Source organism: Porphyrobacter sp. THAI-01a, from assembly GCF_056868655.1.
The window spans coordinates 1,376,637-1,396,887 of the sequence record NZ_CP180579.1; the positions used below are offsets into that span (position 1 = coordinate 1,376,637).

A 20,251-nucleotide genomic window follows, 5' to 3' on the forward strand; every position below is an offset into this window, starting at 1 on the left:
CTCTTTCTCCTCTTACTTCACGATGAACGGCAGCAGGCCGATCTGGCGCGCGCGCTTGATCGCCTGGGCCAGTTCACGCTGCTTCTTCGCCGAGACGGCGGTGATGCGCGACGGCACGATCTTGCCACGCTCGGACATAAAGCCCTGAAGCAGGCGCACGTCCTTGTAATCGATCTTGGGGGCGTCCTTGGCCGCGAAGGGGCAGGACTTGCGGCGGCGGAAAAACGGGCGGGCCATCAGTCACGCTCCTCACGGGTTTCGCGGCGCTTCCGCTCGCGTTCGTTCTTGCGCATCATGACGCTCGGGCCTTCCTCGTGGGCGTCCACGCGGATGGTCATGTAGCGGATGATGTCTTCGTTGATGCGGGTCTGGCGCTCGAGCTCGGCGACCACCGAGCCGGGGGCGTCGATGTTGAGCAGCACGAAGTGCGCTTTGCGGTTGCGCTCGATCTTGTAGGCGAGCGACTTGAGACCCCAGGTCTCGGTCTTGGTGACCTTGCCGTTGCCGGCTTCCACGATTTCGGTGGCTTGCGCCGCCAGCGCGTCGACCTGAGCCTGGCTCAGATCCTGACGCGCAAGAAAGACGTGCTCGTAGAGCGCCATCTTGCGTCCTTTCACTACCTGCCGATCGCTGGCTGATCCGACGCCGATGCGTCCGGGGCCCCTCCGGCTTTCTTCCATATCCGCAAGGGCGCATCCCAAGCGAAGCGCGGCCCCTTACAGCTTTGCCGGTGAATTGCAAGTCTTGTCCGTCGGGAACCGGACGGGCAGGCGGCAGGTTCACGTTGCACGAATCGCGAAGGGGGAACCACGTGCCGTCAGGACTGGTCGCATTGCTCGACGACATTGCGGTGATCGCCAAGGCGGCGTCTGCCTCGATCGACGATGTCGCGGTTGCCGCCGGCAAGGCCGGAACGAAGACCGCCGGCGTGGTGATTGACGATGCGGCGGTCACCCCGAGCTACGTCACCGGTCTCAGCCCGGCGCGCGAGCTGCCGATCATCTGGAAGATCACCAAGGGCAGTTTGCGCAACAAGCTGCTGTTCCTGCTGCCCGGCGCGCTGCTGCTGTCCGAGTTCCTGCCGCAGGCGATCATCTGGCTGCTGATGCTGGGCGGTGCCTTCCTGTGCTACGAAGGCGCGGAAAAGGTCCTGGAGAAAATCGGGGGCGACAAGCACGGCAAGACCCTCGAGGATGTGATCACCGATCCGGTCGCCTTCGAGAACGAGCGCGTCGGCGGGGCGATCCGCACCGACTTCATCCTCTCGGCCGAGATCATGGCGATCACGCTCGCCGCGCTCGAGCTGCCAAGCTGGTGGGAGCGGGGCCTTGCGCTCGCGCTCGTCGCCATCGTCGTCACCGTGGCGGTCTACGGGACCGTGGCGGTCATCGTGAAGATCGACGACATCGGCCTCCATCTCACGAAGCAGGCGGAAAGCTGGAAGCGGAACTTCGGCCACTTCCTGCTCGCCTTCGTGCCGAAGTTGCTCACGGCCCTGTCGATCATCGGCACGATCGCGATGCTGTGGGTCGGGGGCGGGATCATCGTCCACGGCTCGCACGAGGTGGGGTTCCACGGGCTCTACGACTTCATCCACGGTGCCGAAGGCGCGGTGGCAGCGGCGGCGGGCATGCTCGGCGGTGTGGCGGGCTGGGCGACCTACGCGGCGCTTTCGGCGGTCGTCGGCCTGATCCTCGGCGGCATCATCGCCTTCGTCCTGCACAAAGTGCTGGGTGTGGGCGCGGGCGAGGGGCACTAGACCGCTCCGGATGACCAAGCCGATACTCTACACCTGCGCCCGCTCGCGCGGCCTGCGCGCGACCTGGGCGGCGGAGGAAGCGGGGGTCGACATCGACCTGCGCATCCTTCCCTTCCCGCCGCGCTACCTCGCGCCCGACTACATGGCGATCAATCCGCTCGGCACGGTGCCGATGCTGGTCGATGGCGAGACGAAGCTGACCGAAAGCTGCGCCATCGCGCACTACCTCGCCACGCGGGGCGGCTACACCGACTTGGCTGTGGCGCCCGGCGAGCGCGATTACGGCGAGTATCTGGACTACACCTACCACGCCGACGCGACGATCACCTTCCCCCAGACGGTCTACATGCGCTTCTGCCTGTTCGAGAAGGACAAGGGATTGCAGGAGGCCGGCCACGCCTATGCCAAGTGGTTCCACAAGCGCCTGATCAAGGTGGAGGAACGCCTCGCCACGCGCGAATATCTGTGCGCCGACAGGTTCACCGTGGCGGACATCTGCGTCGGATACGCGCTGATCCTGGCCGAGAGTGTCGGGCTGGACGAGGGCGTGCCGGATAGCCTCAAGCGATACCGCGCACGGCTGACGGCGCGGGAGGCCTTTCGCAGGGCATTCGCGCGCGAGGAGGAGGGAAGGAAGGCGCTCGAAGCGCGCTAGGCCGCCTGGTCGGGCGTCACCGGCCGCGCCGAAAGCTCCCGCCGCAGCAGCTTGCCGATGGGGTCGCGCGGCAGGCTGTCCACGAACTCGATGTAGCGCGGGCGCTTGTAGCCCGCGATCTGGCCCTTGAAGCGATGCGTGATCTCCTCGCGGGTCAGGCTCATGCCCGGCTTCAGCACGACGAAGGCCTTCACCGCCTCGCCCCACTGCTTGTCCGGCACCCCGCAGCAGCCCGCGTCGGCGACTTCGGGCATGGCGGCGAAGATCGCGTCGACCTCGGCCGGGTAGACGTTCTCGCCGCCGGTCTTGATCAGCTCCTTGGCGCGTCCGAGCAGGTAGCCGCGCCCGCGTTCGTCCATCGTGCCGAGATCGCCGGTGCGCAGCCAGCCGTGGCCCAGTGCCGCCTCGGTCGCCTCGGGATTGCGCCAGTAGCCGAGCATCACCGATGGGCCGCGCAGGCAAAGCTCGCCTTCCTCGCCGGGGGGCAGGTGGTTCCCCTCGGGATCCAGCACTGTCATGGTCACATGCGGCAGCGTCCAGCCGATCGAGCGCGGGGCCTCGAGCATGTCGGGATAGTCGATGAAGGTCGCAAAGCCGCAGATCTCGGTCTGGCCGTAGCCGCCCACGACGCGGGCGTTCCATTCCTTCTCGATGAATTCGTACATCTGCGGGCGGCCCATGCCCGCCCCGCCGGTGTAATTGGTCAGCGGCATTACCCCGTTGCGGATGGGCTCCATCGCCTGCCACGGGAAGGAGATGGTCGGGAAGGCGCTGGTGGTGGTGCAACCCTCGCGGTGGAGCAGGTCGAGGATCGCCGCGCTGTCGTCGTCGCGGCCCGCGAAAACGCTCGCGCCCCCGCAGGCGAGCATGGCGGCGACCTGCTGCATCCCCACGACATGGAACAGCGGATTGACCGAGAGCAGCACCTCCTCGTGGGTGAACCGCCGGTGCTGGGCGAAGCCGAGCGCGCTCGCTGCGACCGCGCTGCCCGCTTGCAGGCAGCCCTTGGGCCGTCCGGTCGTGCCGCTGGTGTACATCATGTAGAGCGGGCGTTCGGGGGCGAGGTCGAGGCCGGGATCATAGGCGTGGGGCAGCGGTCCGTGTGCGGTGGTAGCGGCAGTCTCGAACATGCCGTCGGCAGCGTGGCCCTCGTCGACCTCGTGCACCTCGCCCGCAGCGGCCTCGGCGAGGAGGACGGCGAAACGGGGGTTCGCGAAGGTCATCGCCGGTTCGGCATTGCCGCAGATCCAGGCGATCTCGGCAGGGGCAAGGCGCCAGTTGAGCAGGACGGCGATGGCCCCGATCCTGCCGCAGGCCAGCAGCACCGTGAGGAACGGCGCGCCGTCGGTCAGCAGCAGCGCGATCCGGTCGCCCGGGGCGATCCCGCGCGCGAGCATCCAGCGCGCGAGATTGATCACCCGGGCGTCGAGCTGTTGCCACGTCAGGCGCTGGCTGCCGTCGACGGTGGCAAGGCGGTGGGCGTGGCGCGCGGCGCAGTTCGCCAGCAGCGTGTCGAGCGAGAAGTCGCGGGGGTGCATGACGGCAGGCTAGCGCGGGACAGGGCCCTCAGCCATCAGCGTTTTTGGCAAGCGGTCCGTCCAGATCCGTCCCGCAGCGGGTGCAGGTCCGGTTCGGCCAGGGGACGACGAACACGCCCCGGAAAAAAGCGTTCTTGCCGCATTGCGGACAGTTGAAGCGCATCATCGGCGCATTGGCGAAGATCAGCAGCATGATCGCCGCCGCGAAGGCGAAGCTCGAATGGCCGTGGAAGCGGTCGACCGCCAGCACCAGCATCACCGCGAGCGCGAGCACGCCCATCATCCTCCAGGCATGGCGCGCGGCGCGGCGGTAGAGCGTCAGGGCAGGCGGGCGAGGATCGATCGGGCGAACTCCGTGAGCGTGTCGTCGCGGGCGCCCATCACCGCGATCCGGTCGCCGGGGCGGGCGAGGGCGGCGATCCGCTCGCCGCAGGCCTCGCGGCTGGCGATATGTTCGGCGCTGCCGCCTGCGGCATTGATCAGCTCGACGATTCGCCCGCTGCCCTCGCTGCGGTCGACGGTGCCGCCGAAATAGACCGGATCGCAGAAAATCGTGATGTCCTCGGGTCCCAGTTCCCGCGCGAAGGTCTGCGCCAGCTCCGTGCCCATCTGGCGCAGCGGCCCGTAGCCGTGGGGCTGGAAGAAGGCGATCACCCGCCCCGGCGTCGCCTTGAGGGTGCGCAGGGTGGCGGCGCACTTTTCGGGATTGTGGCCAAAGTCGTCGATCACCGTGATCCCGCTCGCCGAGGTGCCGATCACGTCGAAGCGCCGCGCCAGCCCGGCGAAACTGCGCAGCGCATAGGCGGCATGGCCGACCCCGATCCCCGCCGCGCTCGCCGCCGCGATCGCGGCCAGCGCATTCGAGAGGTTGTGCATCCCCGGCATGGGCAGGATCAGCGGGTAGGCCTCGCGCGCGCGGTTGTCGATGACGGCCGCCCGGATCCCGCGCTCGTCCTGCTCGACACTCTCTGGATCGACCGTGATGTCGGCCTCCGGCACCCTGATCCCGAAGGTGACCGCGCCCTCGGTTCGCGGCGCGAGATAGGCCGCTTCCGGGCTGTCCAGATTGATCACCGCCGTTCCTGCCGTGGCGACATAATCGCCGAACAGGACGCGCAGTTCCTCGATGCTCTTGTGGTCGAGGCTGACATTGAGCAGCACGCCCACGGTCGGCCGGTAGAGCGCAATCGACCCGTCGCTCTCGTCGACCTCGCTGACGAAGACCTTGCCGCCGCCGACCCGCGCGCTGGCGAAGGGGTTCTGCGGGCTGATGAAGTTCTTCATCACCGCGCCGTTCATCACCGTCGGATCGTGCCCTGCCTCGGTCAGGATCCAAGCGATCATGCCGGTGACGGTCGACTTGCCGGAGGTGCCGCCGACCGCGATCGAGAAATCGGCAGCGTTGAACAGGCGCGAGAGCAGCTGCGCGCGGCTCAGGCGCGCGCATCCCAGCTCCTTTGCGCGGGCGACCTCGGGCACGGTGTCCTCGATTGCGGCCGAGGCAATGAGCACCTGGTCGGGCGAGGTCACCCCGCTGCCGTCCTGCGGGTAGAGGGCAAAGCCGTTGCCCTCGAGCCAGGCGAACTTCTCGGGCGTGCGGCCCTGATCGCGGCTGCGGTCGGACCCGGCGACGGGATGCCCGAGCCCGCGCGCGATCTGCGCGAGCGGCAGCATCCCGGACCCGCCGATGCCGCAGAAGAACAGCGGCCGCCCTGCCAGCGACCCGGTTTCGACCCCGTTATCCATATCCCGCTTGGTTATTGGCTTGCGCCCCGCCTGACAAGCGCCATAGGCTGCGGTGCCATGACGAATATCGCCATCTGCGCCCCGGCAACCCCGATCGACCGCGAGCACCAGGTCGCGCTGGAAGCTCTGGTCGCTGCCGAATTTCCGGGGCACCGCGTGACCTTCCACGAGCAATGCTTCGAGCGTGCGGGGCATTTCGCGGGCGACGATCTGCGGCGGCTGACCGCGCTGCTCGAATGCGCCAACGATCCGGCATTCGATGTCGTGTGGTTCGCCAAGGGTGGCTATGGCTCCAACCGCATCGCCGAGGCCGCGACCCGCCAGATGAACCGCGCGGCGCGGACCAAGACCTATATCGGCTTCTCGGACGCCGGTTACCTGCTCGCCGCGCTCTATCGCGATCGGATCGGACAATGCGTCCACGGCCACATGCCCGTCAGCGCGCGCTCCGAAGGCGGGAAGGAGGCCATCAGGCGCGTGCTGCGCTGGCTCGAGGGCGATACCAGCGGGGTCGAGCCCAGCCTCGACGGGACGACGCCGGCGGCTGCCTTCAACCTCATCACCCTCGCGATGCTGACAGGCACGCCGATGATGCCCGATCTCACCGGCCATGTGCTGATGGTCGAGGAGGTGAGCGAACATCTCTATTCGGTCGACCGTCTGTTCTTCCATCTCGCCGGGACGCTCCCGCGGATCGCCGGTCTCAGGCTCGGCTCGGTGACCGATGTGCCGGAAAACTACGTCGGATTCGGCCAGAGCGAGGAAGACATCGCCCGCTACTGGTGCGCGCGCGCCGGCATTCCCTATCTCGGCCGGGCGCTGATCGGGCATACCTCTGCCAACAGGGTTGTGCCCTTCGGCCTTGCCAGCCCGCCCGCGCGGACGTAACGGCGCGCCCCACAAAACGACAACGGACGGGGCCAGACATGCGCGCGTTTCTTTTTCCGGGGCAGGGCAGCCAGAAGGTCGGCATGGGCACGGAGCTCGCTGCCGCGAGTGCAGCCGCCCGCGACGTTTTCGGCGAGGTCGACGAGGCACTGAAGCAGAACCTCTTTGCCCTTATGTGCGATGGGCCTGAAGACCGCCTGACCCTCACCGAGAACGCGCAGCCGGCGATCATGGCCAATGCCATCGCCACACTGCGGGTGCTGGAGCGGGACTTCGGCGTGAAGCTGGCCGAGCACGGGCACTGCGTCGCGGGCCATTCCCTCGGCGAATACACCGCGCTTGCCGCGATCGGCGCCTTCAAGCTTGCCGACACCGCGCGCCTCCTCAAGCTGCGCGGCTGGGCGATGCAGGCGGCGGTGCCGGTGGGCGAGGGCACGATGGCGGTGCTGCTGGGCGCCGACATCGAACAGGCCAATGCGCTGGCCGAGGCTGCCGCGCAAGGCGAGGTGTGCGAGGTCGCCAACGACAATGATCCCTCGCAGGTCGTTCTTTCCGGCCACACCGGCGCGATCGAGCGCGCCGTGGCGCTGACCAAGGAGCACGGGATCAAGCGCGGCATGATCCTCAACGTCTCTGCGCCCTTCCATTCCTCGCTGATGGCCCCCGCCGCCGAGCGCATGGCCCATGCCCTTGCCGCGACCCCGCCCGGGCCGCTCGCCCTGCCGCTCTACGCCAACGTGACCGCTGCGCCCGTCACCGACCCGGAGGAAGAGCGCAAGCTCTTGGTCGAGCAGGTCACCGGCCGCGTGCGCTGGCGCGAAAGCGTGCTTGCCATGCGGGCGGACGGGGTAGAAAGCTTCGTCGAGCTTGGCGGAAAGGTGGTCGGCCCGATGGTCAGTCGCACCGACCGCGAGGCGCAAGTGACCAGCCTCGTGACCATGCAGGACCTCGAGGCCTTCGCCAAGGAGACCCTGTGATGTTTTCGTTGAAGGGCATGAATGCGCTGGTCACCGGCGCGAGCGGGGGGATCGGATCAAGCATCGCCCATGCGCTGGCATCGCAGGGCGCGCGCCTCGCGCTGTCGGGGTCGAACGCGGCGAAGCTGCGCGCCTTCCGCGACGAGTTGAACGAGACCTATCCGCATCACGATCACGACGGCCATGTCGAGATCACCTGCGACCTCGGCAACACCACCCAGGTCGAGGAACTCGTGCCGGCGATGCTCGACACGCTCGGCAGCATGGACATCCTGGTGAACAACGCCGGCATCACCCGCGACAACTTGGGGATGCGGATGAAGGACGAGGAATGGGACCAAGTGATCCGCATCAACCTCGAAGCCGCCTTCCGCCTCATGCGGGCTGCTGCCAAGCCGATGATGAAGGCGCGCTTCGGTCGCATCGTCAACATCACCTCGGTGGTGGGCGCGACCGGCAACCCGGGCCAGATGAACTACTGCGCCGCCAAGGCCGGCCTCACCGGCATGACCAAGGCCTTCGCGCAGGAAGTCGCCTCGCGCGGAATCACCGCCAATTGCGTTGCGCCCGGTTTCATCCGCACCGCCATGACTGCCGCGCTCGACGAGAAGCAGCAGGCCGCGATCAATGGCCGCATCCCGATGGGCCGGATGGGCGAGGGCGCCGAGATCGGCGCCGCAGTCGCCTTCCTCGCCAGCCGCGAGGCGGCCTATGTGACGGGCGAGACCCTGCACGTGAACGGCGGAATGGCGATGCTCTGAGCCGGGCGGGGGCCTCCCCGGGCCCCTTATCCCCAACGGAGTCGCCCCTCGCAATTGCGCCTGCTTGCCCGTATTGTCGCGCGCGCTAAGGTTTTGCGCACTTTCCGGCGCTTGGGGGCGATTCCTCGTCCCCCCGCGCAAGACCCGTAGACCGATAGGGACAAGCGATGAAGGCCACGATCGAACGCGCGACGCTGCTGCGGTGCCTTTCCCACGTTCAATCCGTGGTGGAGCGCCGCAACACCATCCCGATCCTGTCGAACGTGCTGATCGACGCCAGCGACGGCGGCAGCGTGCGTGTGATGGCGACCGACCTCGATCTGCAAGTGGTCGAGACAATGGTGGCGTCGTCGATCGACCAGCCCGGCGCGATCACCGTCTCGGCGCACCTCCTGTTCGACATCGCCCGCAAGCTGCCCGAGGGGAGCCAGGTCAGCCTCACCACCAACGACAACCGTCTGGAAGTCAAGGCGGGCCGCTCGAACTTCAAGCTGCCGACCTTGCCGCGTGACGATTTCCCGGTGATCGTCGAGGGGGACCTTCCGACCAGCTTCGAACTGCCCGCGAGGATGCTGGCCGAGCTGATCGACCGCACCCGTTTCGCGATCTCGACCGAGGAAACCCGCTATTACCTGAACGGCATCTTCCTGCACGTCACCGACGAGGACGAGCCGCTCCTGAAGGCCGCCGCGACCGACGGCCACCGTCTCGCGCGCTTTACCCTGCCGCGCCCCGAGGGCGCCGCCGGGATGCCTGACGTGATCGTGCCGCGAAAGGCCGTCGGCGAACTGCGCAAGCTGCTTGAAGAGGCACTGGACGGTAACGTGCTGGTCGACCTTTCCGCGAGCAAGATCCGCTTCACGCTGGGCGGCGAGGGCGGGGTGGTGCTGACCTCCAAGCTGATCGACGGGACATTCCCCGATTACAGCCGCGTCATCCCGACCGCCAACGACAAGCTCCTGAAGGTCGATCCCAAGCTGTTCTATTCGGGCGTCGACCGCGTCGCCACGATCGCCACGGAAAAGACCCGCGCGGTCAAGATCGGGCTCGACAATGACCGCGTCACGCTGTCGGTCACGTCGCCCGACAACGGCACGGCGGCCGAGGAACTGATGGCTGACTACAAGGCGGAAGGACTCGAGATCGGCTTCAACGCCAATTACCTCAAGGACATCCTCGGCCAGATCGACAGCGATACCGTGGAACTGCACCTTGCCGACGCCGGCGCGCCGACCCTGATCCGCGAGAACGAGCAGGCCCGGGCGCTCTATGTGCTGATGCCGATGCGGGTGTGACGGCGCCCGCGCAGGTCCGCATCTTCGGGACGGTCATCTCGACCTATACCCGCATCTGTCAGATCGGCTGCGAGGAGGCGGGGCTGTCGCATGAGGTGATCGCCACCGCCGCCCATTCGCCTGCCAACCGCCACCCTTTCGGCAAGGTTCCGGTGGTCGAACTGGACGGCCTCGAGCTCATCGAGAGCGTCGCGATCACCCAATACATCGACAATGCCCATAATGGCGGCGCGCTCCAGCCCGCCGATCCCGCGGCGCGGGCGGTGACCGACAAGTGGATCGCGATCGCCAACAACTACCTCTTTCCGCTGTTCGAGCGAGGGCTGGTCATGCCTTGGGTGATGCACCGCGTCGCCGGCTTCCCGCTCGAGCGCGAGACCATCGAGCGCGCGCTGCCCGCGATCAGCCGCGCGCTCGGCTTCCTCGAGGGCGAGCTGGCGGCGGACGGAGCATGGACCCGCCACGGCTTCACGCTTGCCGACGTGTTCCTCTATCCGATGGTGCGTGCGGTCGAGCTGACGCCGCAGGGGCAGGCGGGGATTTCGCAATGCGACCGGCTGCTGGCGTGGCTCGAGATGTGCCGCGCGCGTCCGTCGATCGCCGCGACCCGCTGGGAAAGCGAGCCCTGAGCGGCTAGGGCGGGGGGCAGAGGGAGAAACACCATGAACATCACGCAAGTCCACGTCCCCAAGGCCGCCCTGACCGAGGCGGCACTCGCCGAGGTGCCGCTCGGCCCGCTCGCCGAGGGTGCCGTGAGGCTGGCGATCGAGAGCTTCTCGGTCACCGCCAACAACGTCACCTATGCGGTGGTCGGCGACGGGTTCAAATACTGGGACTTCTTCCCCGCCCCCCAGGGCTTCGGTATCGTCCCGATGTGGGGCCACGCCCGGGTGATCGAGAGCAGCCACCCCGAGATCGCGGTGGGCGAGCGGGTCTATGGCTACCTGCCGATGGCGAGCCACCTCGACGTGATCCCCGGCCGCGTCACGCCGGGCGGGTTCTCCGACACCGCGGAGCATCGCCAGCCGATGAGCCCGGTCTACAACAGCTACACCCGCCTTTCCGCCGATCCCGAGCACGATCCCGCGCGCGAGGCAGAGCGGATGATCTTCGGGCCGCTGTTCCGCACCGGGTTCCTGATCGAATACTTCCTGCGCGGGGAAGGCTGGTTCGGGGCGGAGCAGCTGGTCGTGACCAGCGCCTCGTCGAAGACCGCGTTTGGGCTGGCGAGCGTCGCGCGCCAATCCTCGCCGCAGATCAGGCGGATCGGGCTGACCTCGATAGGCAATGTCGCCTTCGTCGAAGCGAGCGGGCTGTATGACGAGGTGCTCGCCTATGACGATCTCGACAAGCTTGCAGTGGTGCGCAGCGTCAGTGTCGACTTTGCGGGGAATGCCGATCTCCTCGCCCGCATCCATCGCCATTTCGAGGACGCGCTGGCGCAGTCGGTGCTGGTCGGCGCGACCCACATCGAGGCGCGCTCGGTGTTCGGCAAGCACGAGCCGCTGCCCGGTCCCAAGCCGCAGCTGTTCTTCGCCCCCGACCACGCGGTCGCCTTTTTCAAGGCGCACGGTGCCGAGGAAGGCGGCAGGCTGGTCGCGGCCGCCTGGCGCGAATTTCTCGAGGCCACCGAAGGCACGATCACGATCGAGCGGCACGCCGGGCTCGAAGCCGCGCGTGACGTGTTCACCACGATGGTGGCCGGGCAGATCGACCCGGCCAAGGGCATCGTGATCGAACCCTGAGGGCAGCCTACTCCGCCGCTTCGGCCAGTTCCACCCGCTGCGGCCCGCGGATCACGCCGCCGGGGGTCGCGCCGGTCCATTGCCCGCCCCGGAAGGTGACGACGCCGCTCTTGATCGTGGCGACATAGCCTTCCGCCTTCTGCAGCAGGCGCTTGCCGCCCGCCGGCAGGTCGAAGGCGAGCCACGGCTTGCCGAGCTTCAATCGCTCCAGATCGATCACGTTGATGTCGGCGAGATAGCCGGGGGCGATCAGCCCGCGATCCTCCAGCCCGTAGAGCACCGCCGTGTCGCGGCACTGGCGCTTGATCGCCTGTTCGAGGGCAATGCGCTGGCCCCGCCTGCGGCCCTTGACCCAGTGTTCGAGCATGAAGGTCGGCGAGGCCGCGTCGCAGATCGTCCCGCAATGCGCACCGCCGTCCGAGAGTGAATTCACCGTGTCGTCGGCATGCTGGAGCGGGTGCAGGAAATCGAGATTGCCGTCGGCATAGTTGAGGATCGGCAGGTAGATGAAGCCCCGGCCATCGTCGCGGCACAGCAGGTCGTAGGCATATTCCTGCGGCGAGACCCCCGCGGCCGCGGCGCGGGCATTGATGCTCGCCTCAGGGCCCGGTTCGTAGTCGAAATCGGGGTCCATCTCGTATTGCAGCGTCCAGCCCATGCTGATCGCCATCACCACCCCGCCAATGTCCTTGGGGGCATCGGCGTAGTCGTTCGGCTCGGCGAGCATCTGCGCCTTGAAGGCGGGGTCGAGGAGCTTCGCCTTCTGTTCTTCCCACGGCAGGTCGGCGATCGCCATCCAGCTCGGGCGGAAGCGGAAGGGTTGGACAGTGCCTTGCCATGCCATGACAATGCCATTGCCACGAAGTGCTATCTGGGCGACGATGTTCGCACCATTGTCGTTCTCGGCGCGCATGGCGTCGATCTGTTCGCCCAGCGACATTTCCTTGGCGATGGATTGCAGCGCGGCGAAGGTTACGGGGATGCCTGCCTCGCGCGAAAGCTGGCCCATCCAGCCGAATTCGTCCCATTCGCGCTTGAGGTCGCTGGCGATCTCGAACACCGCATGGCCGCCCGCTGCCCTGGCGCGGCCCATCGCGCGGCCGATGGCGATCAGCTCCTCGGCGGTGGCGGTGGTGCCGGGGACGAGTTCGCCGTCGACCGACTTGTGGAGCACCGTGCGCGAGGTCGAGAAGCCGAGCGCGCCCGCGCGCACACCCTCCTCGACGATCCGGCTCATCTCGGCGATGTCCTCCGCCGTCGGCACGGCGCCGGGCTGCTCGCGGTCCCCCAGCACATAGGCGCGCACCGCCCCGTGGGGCACATGGGTGCCGACATCGACCGTGCGGGGGAGCTTCTCCAGCGCATCGAGATATTCGGGGAAGGTCTCCCAGTCCCAGGTGATCCCTTCGGCGAGCGCCGTGCCGGGGATGTCCTCCACGCCTTCCATCAGGCTGATCAGCCATTCGTGGCGATCGGGGCGGGCGGGGGCGAAGCCGACGCCGCAATTGCCCATGACGACCGTCGTCACCCCGTGCCAGCTCGAGGGCGCCATCTCCTGATCCCATGTCGCCTGCCCGTCGTAGTGGGTGTGGATGTCGACGAACCCGGGCGCGACGATCATGCCGGCGGCGTCGATCTCCTCGGGCGCGCTGCCCGTGATGCGACCCACCGCGGCGATCAGCCCGTCCTTCACCGCCACATCGCCGGTGAAGGCCGCAGCCCCGGTCCCGTCCACGATCGTGCCGCCCCTGATGATCAGGTCGTATTGCGCCATTCTGTCTCTCCCTTATGGGGGCGAGGATGTCGCAAAGCGGGCGGCCCGGCAAGAGGGCCTCGCGCCAGCGGACACAGTGCATCGTGAGACAAGGGTGACGAGATGGGTCGCGAAGGGGTTTTTCGCATCGGTTTTGCAGGACTTGCGGCATGGGCCGCACTCTCGGCGCCCCTCGCCGCGCAGGACACGGGCGCATGGCGGCTGGCGCCGGAGAGCGATCTATCGGCCATGCTCGATTGCTTCGAGGCCGCCGGGCAGACGCTGGTGTCCGCCCATCGCGGCGGGCCGACGCCGGGCCTGCCCGAGAATGCCATCCCGACGATGGACGCGCTGCTGATGGCCGCGCCCGCGATCATGGAAGTCGATGTCGGCCAGAGTGCCGACGGGGTGCTGTTCCTGCTGCACGACGACCGGCTCGATCGCACCACCACCGGCACGGGCGAGGCGGCGGCGCAAAGCTGGGCGACGCTCAGCCAGCTGAAGCTGAAGGACAATTGGGGCTGGGTCACGCCCTACGCCATCCCCACGCTGGCCGAGGCGCTGCAATGGGCGAAGGGGCGCACCGTGCTCCAGATCGATTTCAAGCGCTCCGCCGATTACGCGAAGGTCGTCGCTGCGATCCGCGCGGCGGGGATGGAGCGCAGCGTGATCCTGATCGCCTATTCGGTCGAACAGGCCGCCGCCTTGCACCGCGCCGCGCCGGAGATGCTGATCTCCGTGTCGGTCGATGCTCCGGCAGATGTCGCCGCCTTGAAGGCCGCGGGCATCCCCGAGGAGCGGATGGTCGCCTTCACCGGCACCCGCCTGCCGCGGCCGGAGCTCTACAGCGAACTCGACAAGGCCGATATCGAGGTGATCTTCGGCACCTTGGGCCGCCCGCCGCGTTCGATCGATGCGGTGATCGCGCGGCTGGGCATGGACGAACGCTATGCCGAACTCGGCAAGGAAGGCGTTGACATCCTCGCCACCGACCGCCCGCGCGAGGCCGCTGCGGCGCTTGCCGAGGCGGGGCGGCTGCCCAAGGCAGGGCAATGCGGGGTCAACCGGGGCGAGTAGGGCGCAAGGAGAGCGGGCAGTGGTCAAGGCAACATGGAACGGCGTCGTCATCGCCGAGAGCGACGAGACCGTGGTGGTCGAAGGTAACCACTACTTCCCGAGGGAAGCCGTCGATCCCGCCGTGCTGGCCCCCAGCGCCAAGACGACGGTCTGCCCGTGGAAGGGCACCGCGCATTACCACAGCATTGTCGTGGACGGGGCGACCAACACCGACGCCGCGTGGTACTATCCCGAGCCGAAGGACGCTGCTGCCGGGATCAGGGGCCGCATCGCCTTCTGGCGCGGGGTGGTGGTGAGCTGACGGGAGCCCGCACGCAGCGTCAGGCGGCTGCGCGTTTCGCTTCCTTCGCGGTCTCCGGCGCATCCAGGAATTCGCGGATCGCGGCGACGCTCTCGTCGGCATGGGTCAGAAGGAACAGGTGCCCGCCGCCGGCGAAGGTGACGAGCCGCGAATTGGGGATCATCGCCTTCAGGATCCGGCCGTTGATGACGGGGACGATCTGGTCGTCCTCGCCCATCATGATCAGGGTTTCCTTCTTCATGAAGGGCAGGGCAGGCAGGCTGGTCCAGCCCATCATGCACATCAGCTGGTACATGTAGCCGCGCGGGGAAGGGGGCTTCAGCCGCCCGATGTGGCTGTCCTTCTGGTGGCTGGCGCCGTCCCGGTCCACCCCGCCGTAGAGCGTGGCGAAATGCTCGTTCATGAACTCGGGGTCGATATAGCGGCGCGGATCGGCCATCTTTGTGAAGGCGGCCGGATTGCCCGGCACCATCAGCATCCCCGGGGTGGTCGCGATCAGCGTCAGCCGCCGGGTGCGCTTGGGGTGCTGGAGCGCGAAGTGCTGCGCCATCGCGCCGCCCCACGAGACGCCCATCACGTCGACCTCATCGAGCCCGTACTTGCCGAGCAGTTCGGCGGCGGTCCAGCTCATGGTGAAGGGGTTGTAGGGGATCAGCGGATCGGGCGATTCGCCCGTCCCCGGCATGTCGAACATCAGGAACCCGCGCTCGGGCAGGGAGGCGGCCAACGGGGCCACGGCCTCGATGTTCGCGCCGATGCCGTTGAAGAACAGCACCGGCAGGTGATCGGAGGGCATGTCGAGCCGCCAGGCCGCAGTCCGTAGCGTCCGGCCGCCCACTTGCACCATCGAGACGACCGCGTCGTCCATGGGATTGGTCACGTATTCACGTCCTTTCTGCGCCCTCGAGAGTGAGGGCGGGTTGGGCGCGCACACCGATCCCATAGCGCGCGCGCCCATAAATTTCGCGCCGCCGTTCCGCTGCCGGAACGGACCTCGCGCGCCGATCCTGTATCAGACTTCTTCGACGACGTAGAGTCCCGGGGCCGGGTCGCCGGGCTGGAACGTGTCGTTACCGAGAGCGGCGGGGGCAGGCTTCTTCTTGCCCGAACGCTTCTGCACCCACTCCATCCACCGCGGCCACCAGCTGCCCTTGACCTCCTCGACCCCCGCCAGCCACTCGTCGGCGGTGGGGGGGAGCTTGCCGGCCTTCTTCTGGACGAAATACTTGGCCTTGGGGTTGGTCGGCGGGTTGAGGATCGCCTGCATGTGGCCGCTCTGCGAGAGCACGTAGGTCACATCCTTCGATCCGAACAGCTGGGTCGAACGATAGGTCGCCTTCCACGGCGTGATGTGATCGGTCACCCCGCCGAGGATGAACAGGTCGGCGGTCACCTTGCTGAGGTCGATCTTGTGCCCCGCCATCTCGACTTCGCCCTTCTTGGTGAAGGCGAGCGTTTCGAACAGGGTCAGGAAATCGCCCATCAGGCTTGAGGACAGGTTGGTCGCGTCCGCGTTCCAGAACAGCACGTCGAAGGCCGGCGGGTCCTGCCCCAGCAGGTAGTTGTTGATCACGTAGTTCCAGATGAGGTCGTTGGGGCGCAGCCACGCGAAGCCGCGTGCGAGGTCATCGGCCTTGATCACGCCCTGCTTCATTGCGCGCTGGCGGGCGAGCTGCATCCCGTTCTCGGACACGAGCGAGCCGGCCTCGATGTCGGTCGGCTTGGGGTGTAGCACGCAGACCATCAGCGTTAGCGTGCCGAGGATCGGGTTGCCGGTCGCGGCGAGCTTGGAGGCCAGCACCGAAGCGGTCTGCCCGCCCGAGCACCCGGCCGAGACGTTGACCTTCTTCGAGCCCGTGATCGAGGACACCACCTCGAGTGCCTTCTCGCAGGCGGCGATATACGCGTCCATGCCCCAGTGGCCCTGATCCTTGCTGGGGTTGCGCCACGAGATCACGAAGGTCTGGATGCCGTTGTCGACCTGCCACTTGACCACCGATTTGTCGGGGCTCAAGTCATTGATGTACATCTTGTTGATCTGCGGCGGGATGGTCAGCTGCGGGACCTCGTAGACCTCCTCGGTGGAGGGGGCATACTGGATCAGCTCCATCATCTCGTCGCGATAGACCACCGCGCCCTTCGAGGTCGCGACGTTCTCGCCCAGCTTGAAGGGGCGCTTGTCGACCTGGCTCACCATCCCCTTGTTGTGGACGATGTCGTTATAGGCGTTCTGCAGGCCCTTGATGAGGCTGAGGCCGCCCGAATTGATGATCTGCTTCTGCGCCGTGGGGTTGCCGACCAGCGTGTTGGTGGGGGCAAGCCCGTCGAGGATGATGTTGGCGATGAAGTTCGCGCGGTTGCGCTCGAGCTCGTCGAGTTCGAGGTCCTCGAGCCAGTTCTTCATCCCCTTCTGCACGGCGAGGTAATACTGCGCGCCGGCGCGGAAGAAGGGGTTGTACTGCCAGGCCGGATCCATGAACCGCTTGTCCTTGGGATCGGGGGCGAGATCGCTCTTGCCGGTCATGATCTTGACCATGTCCTGCGCCATCGCGGTGGAATGGCGGATGAAGCGCGAAGGATCGGAGGCGGTCTCGCGCAGGAGCAGGGCGACGGCGCTGACGAAATCCTCCCGCGCCACCCCGATCAGCGGCCCCAGCGCATTGGTGGACTGGGCGGCCTCGTTCTCGAGCTTCACTTTGCTGCTTGCCATGGGATCCCCTTTTCTCACGACCTTGCGTTTCACCCGTCCTGAGCGGCACCGGGTTAACGCGGTCTCGGCGCTCAGAATGCATCGCGGCGACCCAAGTTGCAAGCGGGCGAGGGCACGGATCGGGGGCGCGGGAAAGATGCCAAAGCGCCCGGAATCATCGATCGTCATTAACGATTTTCTAGGCGAACCCATGGCATGGGAGGGTGATGGCCGGGGAACCAATCCGCAAATTCGCAACGCACAATCCGCGCCCGCTTGGTTCGGGACGCGATCTGCGGTCCGTCGCCACCGCGCGGCAGGCCGCGGGCGAGGCCGCAGCTTCGGACCAGCGCGGCCGCGGGGAGCGTCGCGGTCCGGAGCGCCTGAAAGCCGAACGCGCAGGCGGCCTCCAGCAGGCGATCGACGAACCCGCAAGCGAGCAGAACTTCTTCCTGCCGCGCGAGGCGGGCGGCATGACCATGTTCCTGCTTGCCGCCTTCGGAATGGCGCTGGTGGTGCACCAGGGTCTTCCCTCCACCATCACGCTGAGCTTTGCGCTCGCATCGGCGGCGCTGTTCGCCTGCGGCTCGCTCTTTGCTGCGACCGAGCGGCAGGCCGAGAAGGCCAGCGCGCTGCGCCTCGCCATCGTGGGGGTGGGGATCGTGCTGCCGATGGCCTGCGCGGGGATCGCACTCGCGATGTGGGTGAGCGAGGGGCTGCCCTGGCAATGGGCGATCGGCACGCTGGTGTGCATCAACGCCGCCGCCGCCGCCTTGTTCGACATGCGGATCATCTCGCTGTTCTGCGCCAAGATCGCAAGCTGGGCGGGCTTTGCGCTGCTCGTGCCCGAGGCGGTCACCCTCGCCGCGGTTTTCGCCGCCGCGCTGACCCTCGCGCTGATCGCACGGCTCGAATGGAATGCCGCACAGCGCCGCCGCCTCGCCCGCGAGGCCCGCGAGCGCGTTGCCGCCCGCGCCGAGGACATCCTGCGCAGCTTCGAGGAGACCGGGCAGGGCTGGTTCTGGGAAACCGACCGCCGCGGGCTCATCACCTACATATCCCCCAAGGCCGCGCTGGTGCTGGGCAAGACCGCCGACGAGGTGGTCGGCTGCCCGCTGAGCGAGATCGTCGATCCCTCCCAGGGCGCCGCCGATGCCGAGCGCACGCTGGCCTTCCATCTGTCCGCCCGTTCGGCCTTCCACGATGTCGAGGTGCGCGCCGCGACGACGGGCGATGAACGCTGGTGGGCGCTCGCGGGCCGGCCGGTCTACGACAGCTACAAGAACTTCTGCGGCTTCCGCGGCCACGGCACCGACCTGACCGAGAAGCGCCGTTCCGAGCAGCAGGTCTCGCGCCTCGCGCATTACGATTCGCTCACCGGCCTCGCCAACCGCGTGCAGATGAGCCAGGCGCTCGAACAGATCCTCGCCGCGCCGAGCGGACGCGAACGCGCCTGCGCAGTGCTGATGCTCGATCTCGACCGCTTCAAGCACGTCAACGATACCCTCGGTCACCCGGCGGGCGATGCCCTGCTCAAGCAGGTCGCCCAGCGCCTAGAGCGGGCCATCGGCGGGGCGGGGCGCTGCGGACGTCTGGGCGGCGACGAGTTCCAAGTGATCGTTCCCGGCCATCAGAGCCGCAACGCGCTGGGCAACATGGCGCAGGAGATCATCGCCTCGCTCTCGCAGCCCTATTCGATCCAGGGCCAGAGCGTGGTGATCGGCGCATCGGTCGGCATCGCGCTCGCGCCCGAGCATGGTGCCAACAGCGACGAGCTGATCCGCAACGTCGACCTCGCGCTCTACGCCGCCAAGGATGCCGGGCGCGGGGTGTTCCGCTTCTATGCCGAGGACCTCCACGCCGCCGCCGAAGAACGCGCCGAGCTTGAACAGGACCTGCGCGAGGCGATCGCCAAGGGCGAGCTCGAACTCTATTACCAGCCGGTCGTCTATGCCGCGAACGAGAAGATCGTCGGCTTCGAGGCGCTGATGCGCTGGAACCACCCCAAGCGCGGCTGGATCAGCCCGGCCAAGTTCGTGCCGATCGCCGAGGATGCGGGGCTCATCGACCGGATCGGCCAATGGGCGCTGCGCACCGCCTGCGCCGACCTTGCCCGCTGGCCGCGCGCGATCCGCTGCGCCGTCAACGTCTCGGCGCTGCAGTTCGCCAACCCCGACCTGCCGACCATCGTCGCCAACGCGCTCGCGCACAGCGGAGTCGCGCCTTCGCGGCTCGAGCTGGAAATCACCGAAAGCGTGTTCCTCAACGACAGCCAGGGCACGGACGCGATGTTCAAGGCCCTGAAGCGGGTGGGCGTGCGCCTTGCGCTCGACGATTTCGGCACGGGCTATTCCTCGCTCGGCTATCTGAAGAAGGCGCCGTTCGACAAGATCAAGATCGACCGCAGCTTCGTGCAGGGCGCGACCGAAGAGGGCAGCCGCAACGGCGCGATCATCGCCTCGATCACCAGCCTCGCCGAGGCGCTGCACATGGACACGACCGCAGAGGGCGTGGAGACGCTCGACGAGCTCGAACTCGTGCGCCTGCTCGGGTGCAGCCATGTGCAGGGCTACATCTACTTCAAGCCGATGAACGCCTCGGATGCGACCGCGCTCGTCTCCGGCGATCTTGTCGCCGAGGCCGATGGCCCGCAGTCGGCCCGCGCGCCGCGCCAGAACCTGCTGCGCCGGGTGGTGGTGGTGCACAACGGCAACCGCCTCAACGCCACGCTGCGCAACATCTCCGAAAGCGGCGCGATGATCGAGGGGCTGTGGAACATGCCCGCAGGCAGCGCGGTGCGGGTCGAATTCTCGGCCGAGAAGTCGGTCACGGCACAGGTGCGCTGGTCGCGCGAGAACCGTGTCGGGATCGAATTCCATGCTCCGCTTAAGCGCCGCGCCGACGGGTCCTTCGCCGTGCTCAAGGGCCAGGCCCAGGCCACCGGCACCGGCGGCTGGTAGCTCCTCCGGGGTTAGCGGCGCGTTAGCCAGCCGCTTTAGCGGAATAATAACCATCGGGGTTTAGGCCTTGGCAAACACGGCGCGGCGGCGTGGCAGCGCCTGTCGTC

19 protein-coding genes are annotated in these 20,251 nt (G+C 67.5%); 11 read left to right on the forward strand and 8 right to left on the reverse strand.

Annotation, left to right across the window (positions count from 1 at the left end):
• Positions 1-12: 12 nt before the first annotated feature.
• Together rpsR and rpsF are read right to left on the reverse strand one after the other, a co-directional pair.
• Positions 13-237, reverse strand: coding sequence for a 30S ribosomal protein S18 (gene rpsR, locus ACMX37_RS06715; RefSeq protein WP_017665523.1), 225 nt, complete (start codon positions 235-237; stop codon positions 13-15).
• The gene (rpsF, locus tag ACMX37_RS06720; protein ID WP_104943415.1) at positions 237-602 is read right to left on the reverse strand and encodes a 30S ribosomal protein S6; all 366 of its coding nucleotides are present in this window, start codon (positions 600-602) and stop codon (positions 237-239) included. The genes rpsR and rpsF overlap by 1 nt, the downstream gene beginning before the upstream one ends.
• A gap of 209 nt (positions 603-811) precedes the next feature.
• Between rpsF and ACMX37_RS06725 the strand changes: the two genes are divergently transcribed.
• Both ACMX37_RS06725 and ACMX37_RS06730 read left to right on the forward strand, forming a co-directional pair.
• Positions 812-1,759 (forward strand): DUF808 domain-containing protein, encoded by a 948-nt coding sequence (locus ACMX37_RS06725; protein WP_483148083.1) that lies wholly within the window; start codon positions 812-814, stop codon positions 1,757-1,759.
• A gap of 10 nt (positions 1,760-1,769) precedes the next feature.
• Entirely contained in the window at positions 1,770-2,414 is a 645-nt protein-coding gene (locus tag ACMX37_RS06730) for a glutathione S-transferase family protein (RefSeq protein WP_483148084.1), read from the forward strand.
• On the opposite strand, the gene ACMX37_RS06735 is transcribed toward ACMX37_RS06730, so the two are convergent.
• The 3 genes from ACMX37_RS06735 to ACMX37_RS06745 are packed head-to-tail and all read right to left on the reverse strand — an operon-like array spanning position 2,411 to position 5,698.
• Complete coding sequence (locus ACMX37_RS06735; RefSeq protein ID WP_483148085.1) at positions 2,411-3,952, reverse strand: class I adenylate-forming enzyme family protein; 1,542 nt, start codon at positions 3,950-3,952, stop codon at positions 2,411-2,413. The genes ACMX37_RS06730 and ACMX37_RS06735 overlap by 4 nt on opposite strands.
• A 28-nt stretch (positions 3,953-3,980) precedes the next feature.
• Positions 3,981-4,235 carry a hypothetical protein gene (locus ACMX37_RS06740; protein WP_483148086.1) on the reverse strand — a complete coding sequence of 85 codons (255 nt, stop codon included), beginning with the start codon at positions 4,233-4,235 and terminating at the stop codon, positions 3,981-3,983.
• Between the two features lie 35 nt (positions 4,236-4,270).
• Complete coding sequence (locus ACMX37_RS06745; RefSeq protein ID WP_483148087.1) at positions 4,271-5,698, reverse strand: Mur ligase family protein; 1,428 nt, start codon at positions 5,696-5,698, stop codon at positions 4,271-4,273.
• Positions 5,699-5,755: 57 nt separating this feature from the next.
• Here ACMX37_RS06745 and ACMX37_RS06750 point away from each other — a divergent pair, with 57 nt between their 5' ends.
• The 6 genes from ACMX37_RS06750 (at position 5,756) to ACMX37_RS06775 (ending at position 11,364) form a co-directional block, all read left to right on the forward strand.
• Complete coding sequence (locus ACMX37_RS06750) at positions 5,756-6,586, forward strand: LD-carboxypeptidase (RefSeq protein ID WP_483148088.1); 831 nt, start codon at positions 5,756-5,758, stop codon at positions 6,584-6,586.
• A 38-nt stretch (positions 6,587-6,624) separates the two neighbouring features.
• Complete coding sequence (locus tag ACMX37_RS06755) at positions 6,625-7,563, forward strand: ACP S-malonyltransferase (RefSeq protein ID WP_483148089.1); 939 nt, start codon at positions 6,625-6,627, stop codon at positions 7,561-7,563.
• On the forward strand, positions 7,563-8,324 hold the full coding sequence (gene fabG, locus ACMX37_RS06760; protein ID WP_088914518.1) for a 3-oxoacyl-[acyl-carrier-protein] reductase: 762 nt from the start codon (positions 7,563-7,565) through the stop codon (positions 8,322-8,324). Before ACMX37_RS06755 ends, fabG begins: the two co-directional genes overlap by 1 nt.
• Positions 8,325-8,491: 167 nt before the next feature.
• Positions 8,492-9,619 carry a DNA polymerase III subunit beta gene (gene dnaN / locus ACMX37_RS06765; RefSeq protein WP_483148090.1) on the forward strand — a complete coding sequence of 376 codons (1,128 nt, stop codon included), beginning with the start codon at positions 8,492-8,494 and terminating at the stop codon, positions 9,617-9,619.
• Positions 9,616-10,248, forward strand: a complete 633-nt coding sequence (locus ACMX37_RS06770; RefSeq protein WP_483148091.1) for a glutathione S-transferase family protein — start codon at positions 9,616-9,618, stop codon at positions 10,246-10,248. Before dnaN ends, ACMX37_RS06770 begins: the two co-directional genes overlap by 4 nt.
• Before the next feature lie 33 nt (positions 10,249-10,281).
• On the forward strand, positions 10,282-11,364 hold the full coding sequence (locus ACMX37_RS06775; protein ID WP_483148092.1) for a DUF2855 family protein: 1,083 nt from the start codon (positions 10,282-10,284) through the stop codon (positions 11,362-11,364).
• Positions 11,365-11,371: 7 nt separating this feature from the next.
• Here ACMX37_RS06775 and ACMX37_RS06780 read toward each other — a convergent pair whose 3' ends face one another.
• Entirely contained in the window at positions 11,372-13,138 is a 1,767-nt protein-coding gene (locus tag ACMX37_RS06780) for an N-acyl-D-amino-acid deacylase family protein (protein ID WP_483148093.1), read from the reverse strand.
• Positions 13,139-13,240: 102 nt separating this feature from the next.
• Between ACMX37_RS06780 and ACMX37_RS06785 the strand changes: the two genes are divergently transcribed.
• Together ACMX37_RS06785 and ACMX37_RS06790 are read left to right on the forward strand one after the other, a co-directional pair.
• Positions 13,241-14,194, forward strand: coding sequence for a glycerophosphodiester phosphodiesterase family protein (locus ACMX37_RS06785; protein ID WP_483148094.1), 954 nt, complete (start codon positions 13,241-13,243; stop codon positions 14,192-14,194).
• A gap of 19 nt (positions 14,195-14,213) precedes the next feature.
• Entirely contained in the window at positions 14,214-14,495 is a 282-nt protein-coding gene (locus ACMX37_RS06790) for a DUF427 domain-containing protein (protein ID WP_483148095.1), read from the forward strand.
• Positions 14,496-14,514: 19 nt separating this feature from the next.
• Here the strand turns inward: ACMX37_RS06790 and ACMX37_RS06795 are convergent, their stop codons facing one another.
• Complete coding sequence (locus ACMX37_RS06795; protein WP_483148096.1) at positions 14,515-15,375, reverse strand: alpha/beta fold hydrolase; 861 nt, start codon at positions 15,373-15,375, stop codon at positions 14,515-14,517.
• A 132-nt stretch (positions 15,376-15,507) separates the two neighbouring features.
• Positions 15,508-17,205, reverse strand: a complete 1,698-nt coding sequence (locus ACMX37_RS06800; protein ID WP_483148097.1) for a PHA/PHB synthase family protein — start codon at positions 17,203-17,205, stop codon at positions 15,508-15,510.
• A 206-nt stretch (positions 17,206-17,411) separates the two neighbouring features.
• Between ACMX37_RS06800 and ACMX37_RS06805 the strand changes: the two genes are divergently transcribed.
• On the forward strand, positions 17,412-20,144 hold the full coding sequence (locus ACMX37_RS06805; RefSeq protein WP_483148098.1) for an EAL domain-containing protein: 2,733 nt from the start codon (positions 17,412-17,414) through the stop codon (positions 20,142-20,144).
• Positions 20,145-20,251 lie beyond the last annotated feature (107 nt).

Excerpts from the sequence above, each read along its gene's own strand:
- rpsF (WP_104943415.1), bottom strand. The coding sequence starts at position 602 with ATGGCGCTCTACGAGCACGTCTTTCTTGCGCGTCAGGATCTGAGCCAG.
- ACMX37_RS06775 (WP_483148092.1), top strand. The coding sequence starts at position 10,282 with ATGAACATCACGCAAGTCCACGTCCCCAAGGCCGCCCTGACCGAGGCG.
- dnaN (WP_483148090.1), top strand. The coding sequence starts at position 8,492 with ATGAAGGCCACGATCGAACGCGCGACGCTGCTGCGGTGCCTTTCCCAC.
- ACMX37_RS06805 (WP_483148098.1), top strand. The coding sequence starts at position 17,412 with ATGGCCGGGGAACCAATCCGCAAATTCGCAACGCACAATCCGCGCCCG.
- ACMX37_RS06755 (WP_483148089.1), top strand. The coding sequence starts at position 6,625 with ATGCGCGCGTTTCTTTTTCCGGGGCAGGGCAGCCAGAAGGTCGGCATG.
- ACMX37_RS06780 (WP_483148093.1), bottom strand. The coding sequence starts at position 13,138 with ATGGCGCAATACGACCTGATCATCAGGGGCGGCACGATCGTGGACGGG.
- ACMX37_RS06750 (WP_483148088.1), top strand. The coding sequence starts at position 5,756 with ATGACGAATATCGCCATCTGCGCCCCGGCAACCCCGATCGACCGCGAG.
- ACMX37_RS06745 (WP_483148087.1), bottom strand. The coding sequence starts at position 5,698 with ATGGATAACGGGGTCGAAACCGGGTCGCTGGCAGGGCGGCCGCTGTTC.
- ACMX37_RS06735 (WP_483148085.1), bottom strand. The coding sequence starts at position 3,952 with ATGCACCCCCGCGACTTCTCGCTCGACACGCTGCTGGCGAACTGCGCC.
- rpsR (WP_017665523.1), bottom strand. The coding sequence starts at position 237 with ATGGCCCGCCCGTTTTTCCGCCGCCGCAAGTCCTGCCCCTTCGCGGCC.
- fabG (WP_088914518.1), top strand. The coding sequence starts at position 7,563 with ATGTTTTCGTTGAAGGGCATGAATGCGCTGGTCACCGGCGCGAGCGGG.
- ACMX37_RS06730 (WP_483148084.1), top strand. The coding sequence starts at position 1,770 with ATGACCAAGCCGATACTCTACACCTGCGCCCGCTCGCGCGGCCTGCGC.
- ACMX37_RS06785 (WP_483148094.1), top strand. The coding sequence starts at position 13,241 with ATGGGTCGCGAAGGGGTTTTTCGCATCGGTTTTGCAGGACTTGCGGCA.
- ACMX37_RS06800 (WP_483148097.1), bottom strand. The coding sequence starts at position 17,205 with ATGGCAAGCAGCAAAGTGAAGCTCGAGAACGAGGCCGCCCAGTCCACC.
- ACMX37_RS06740 (WP_483148086.1), bottom strand. The coding sequence starts at position 4,235 with ATGATGGGCGTGCTCGCGCTCGCGGTGATGCTGGTGCTGGCGGTCGAC.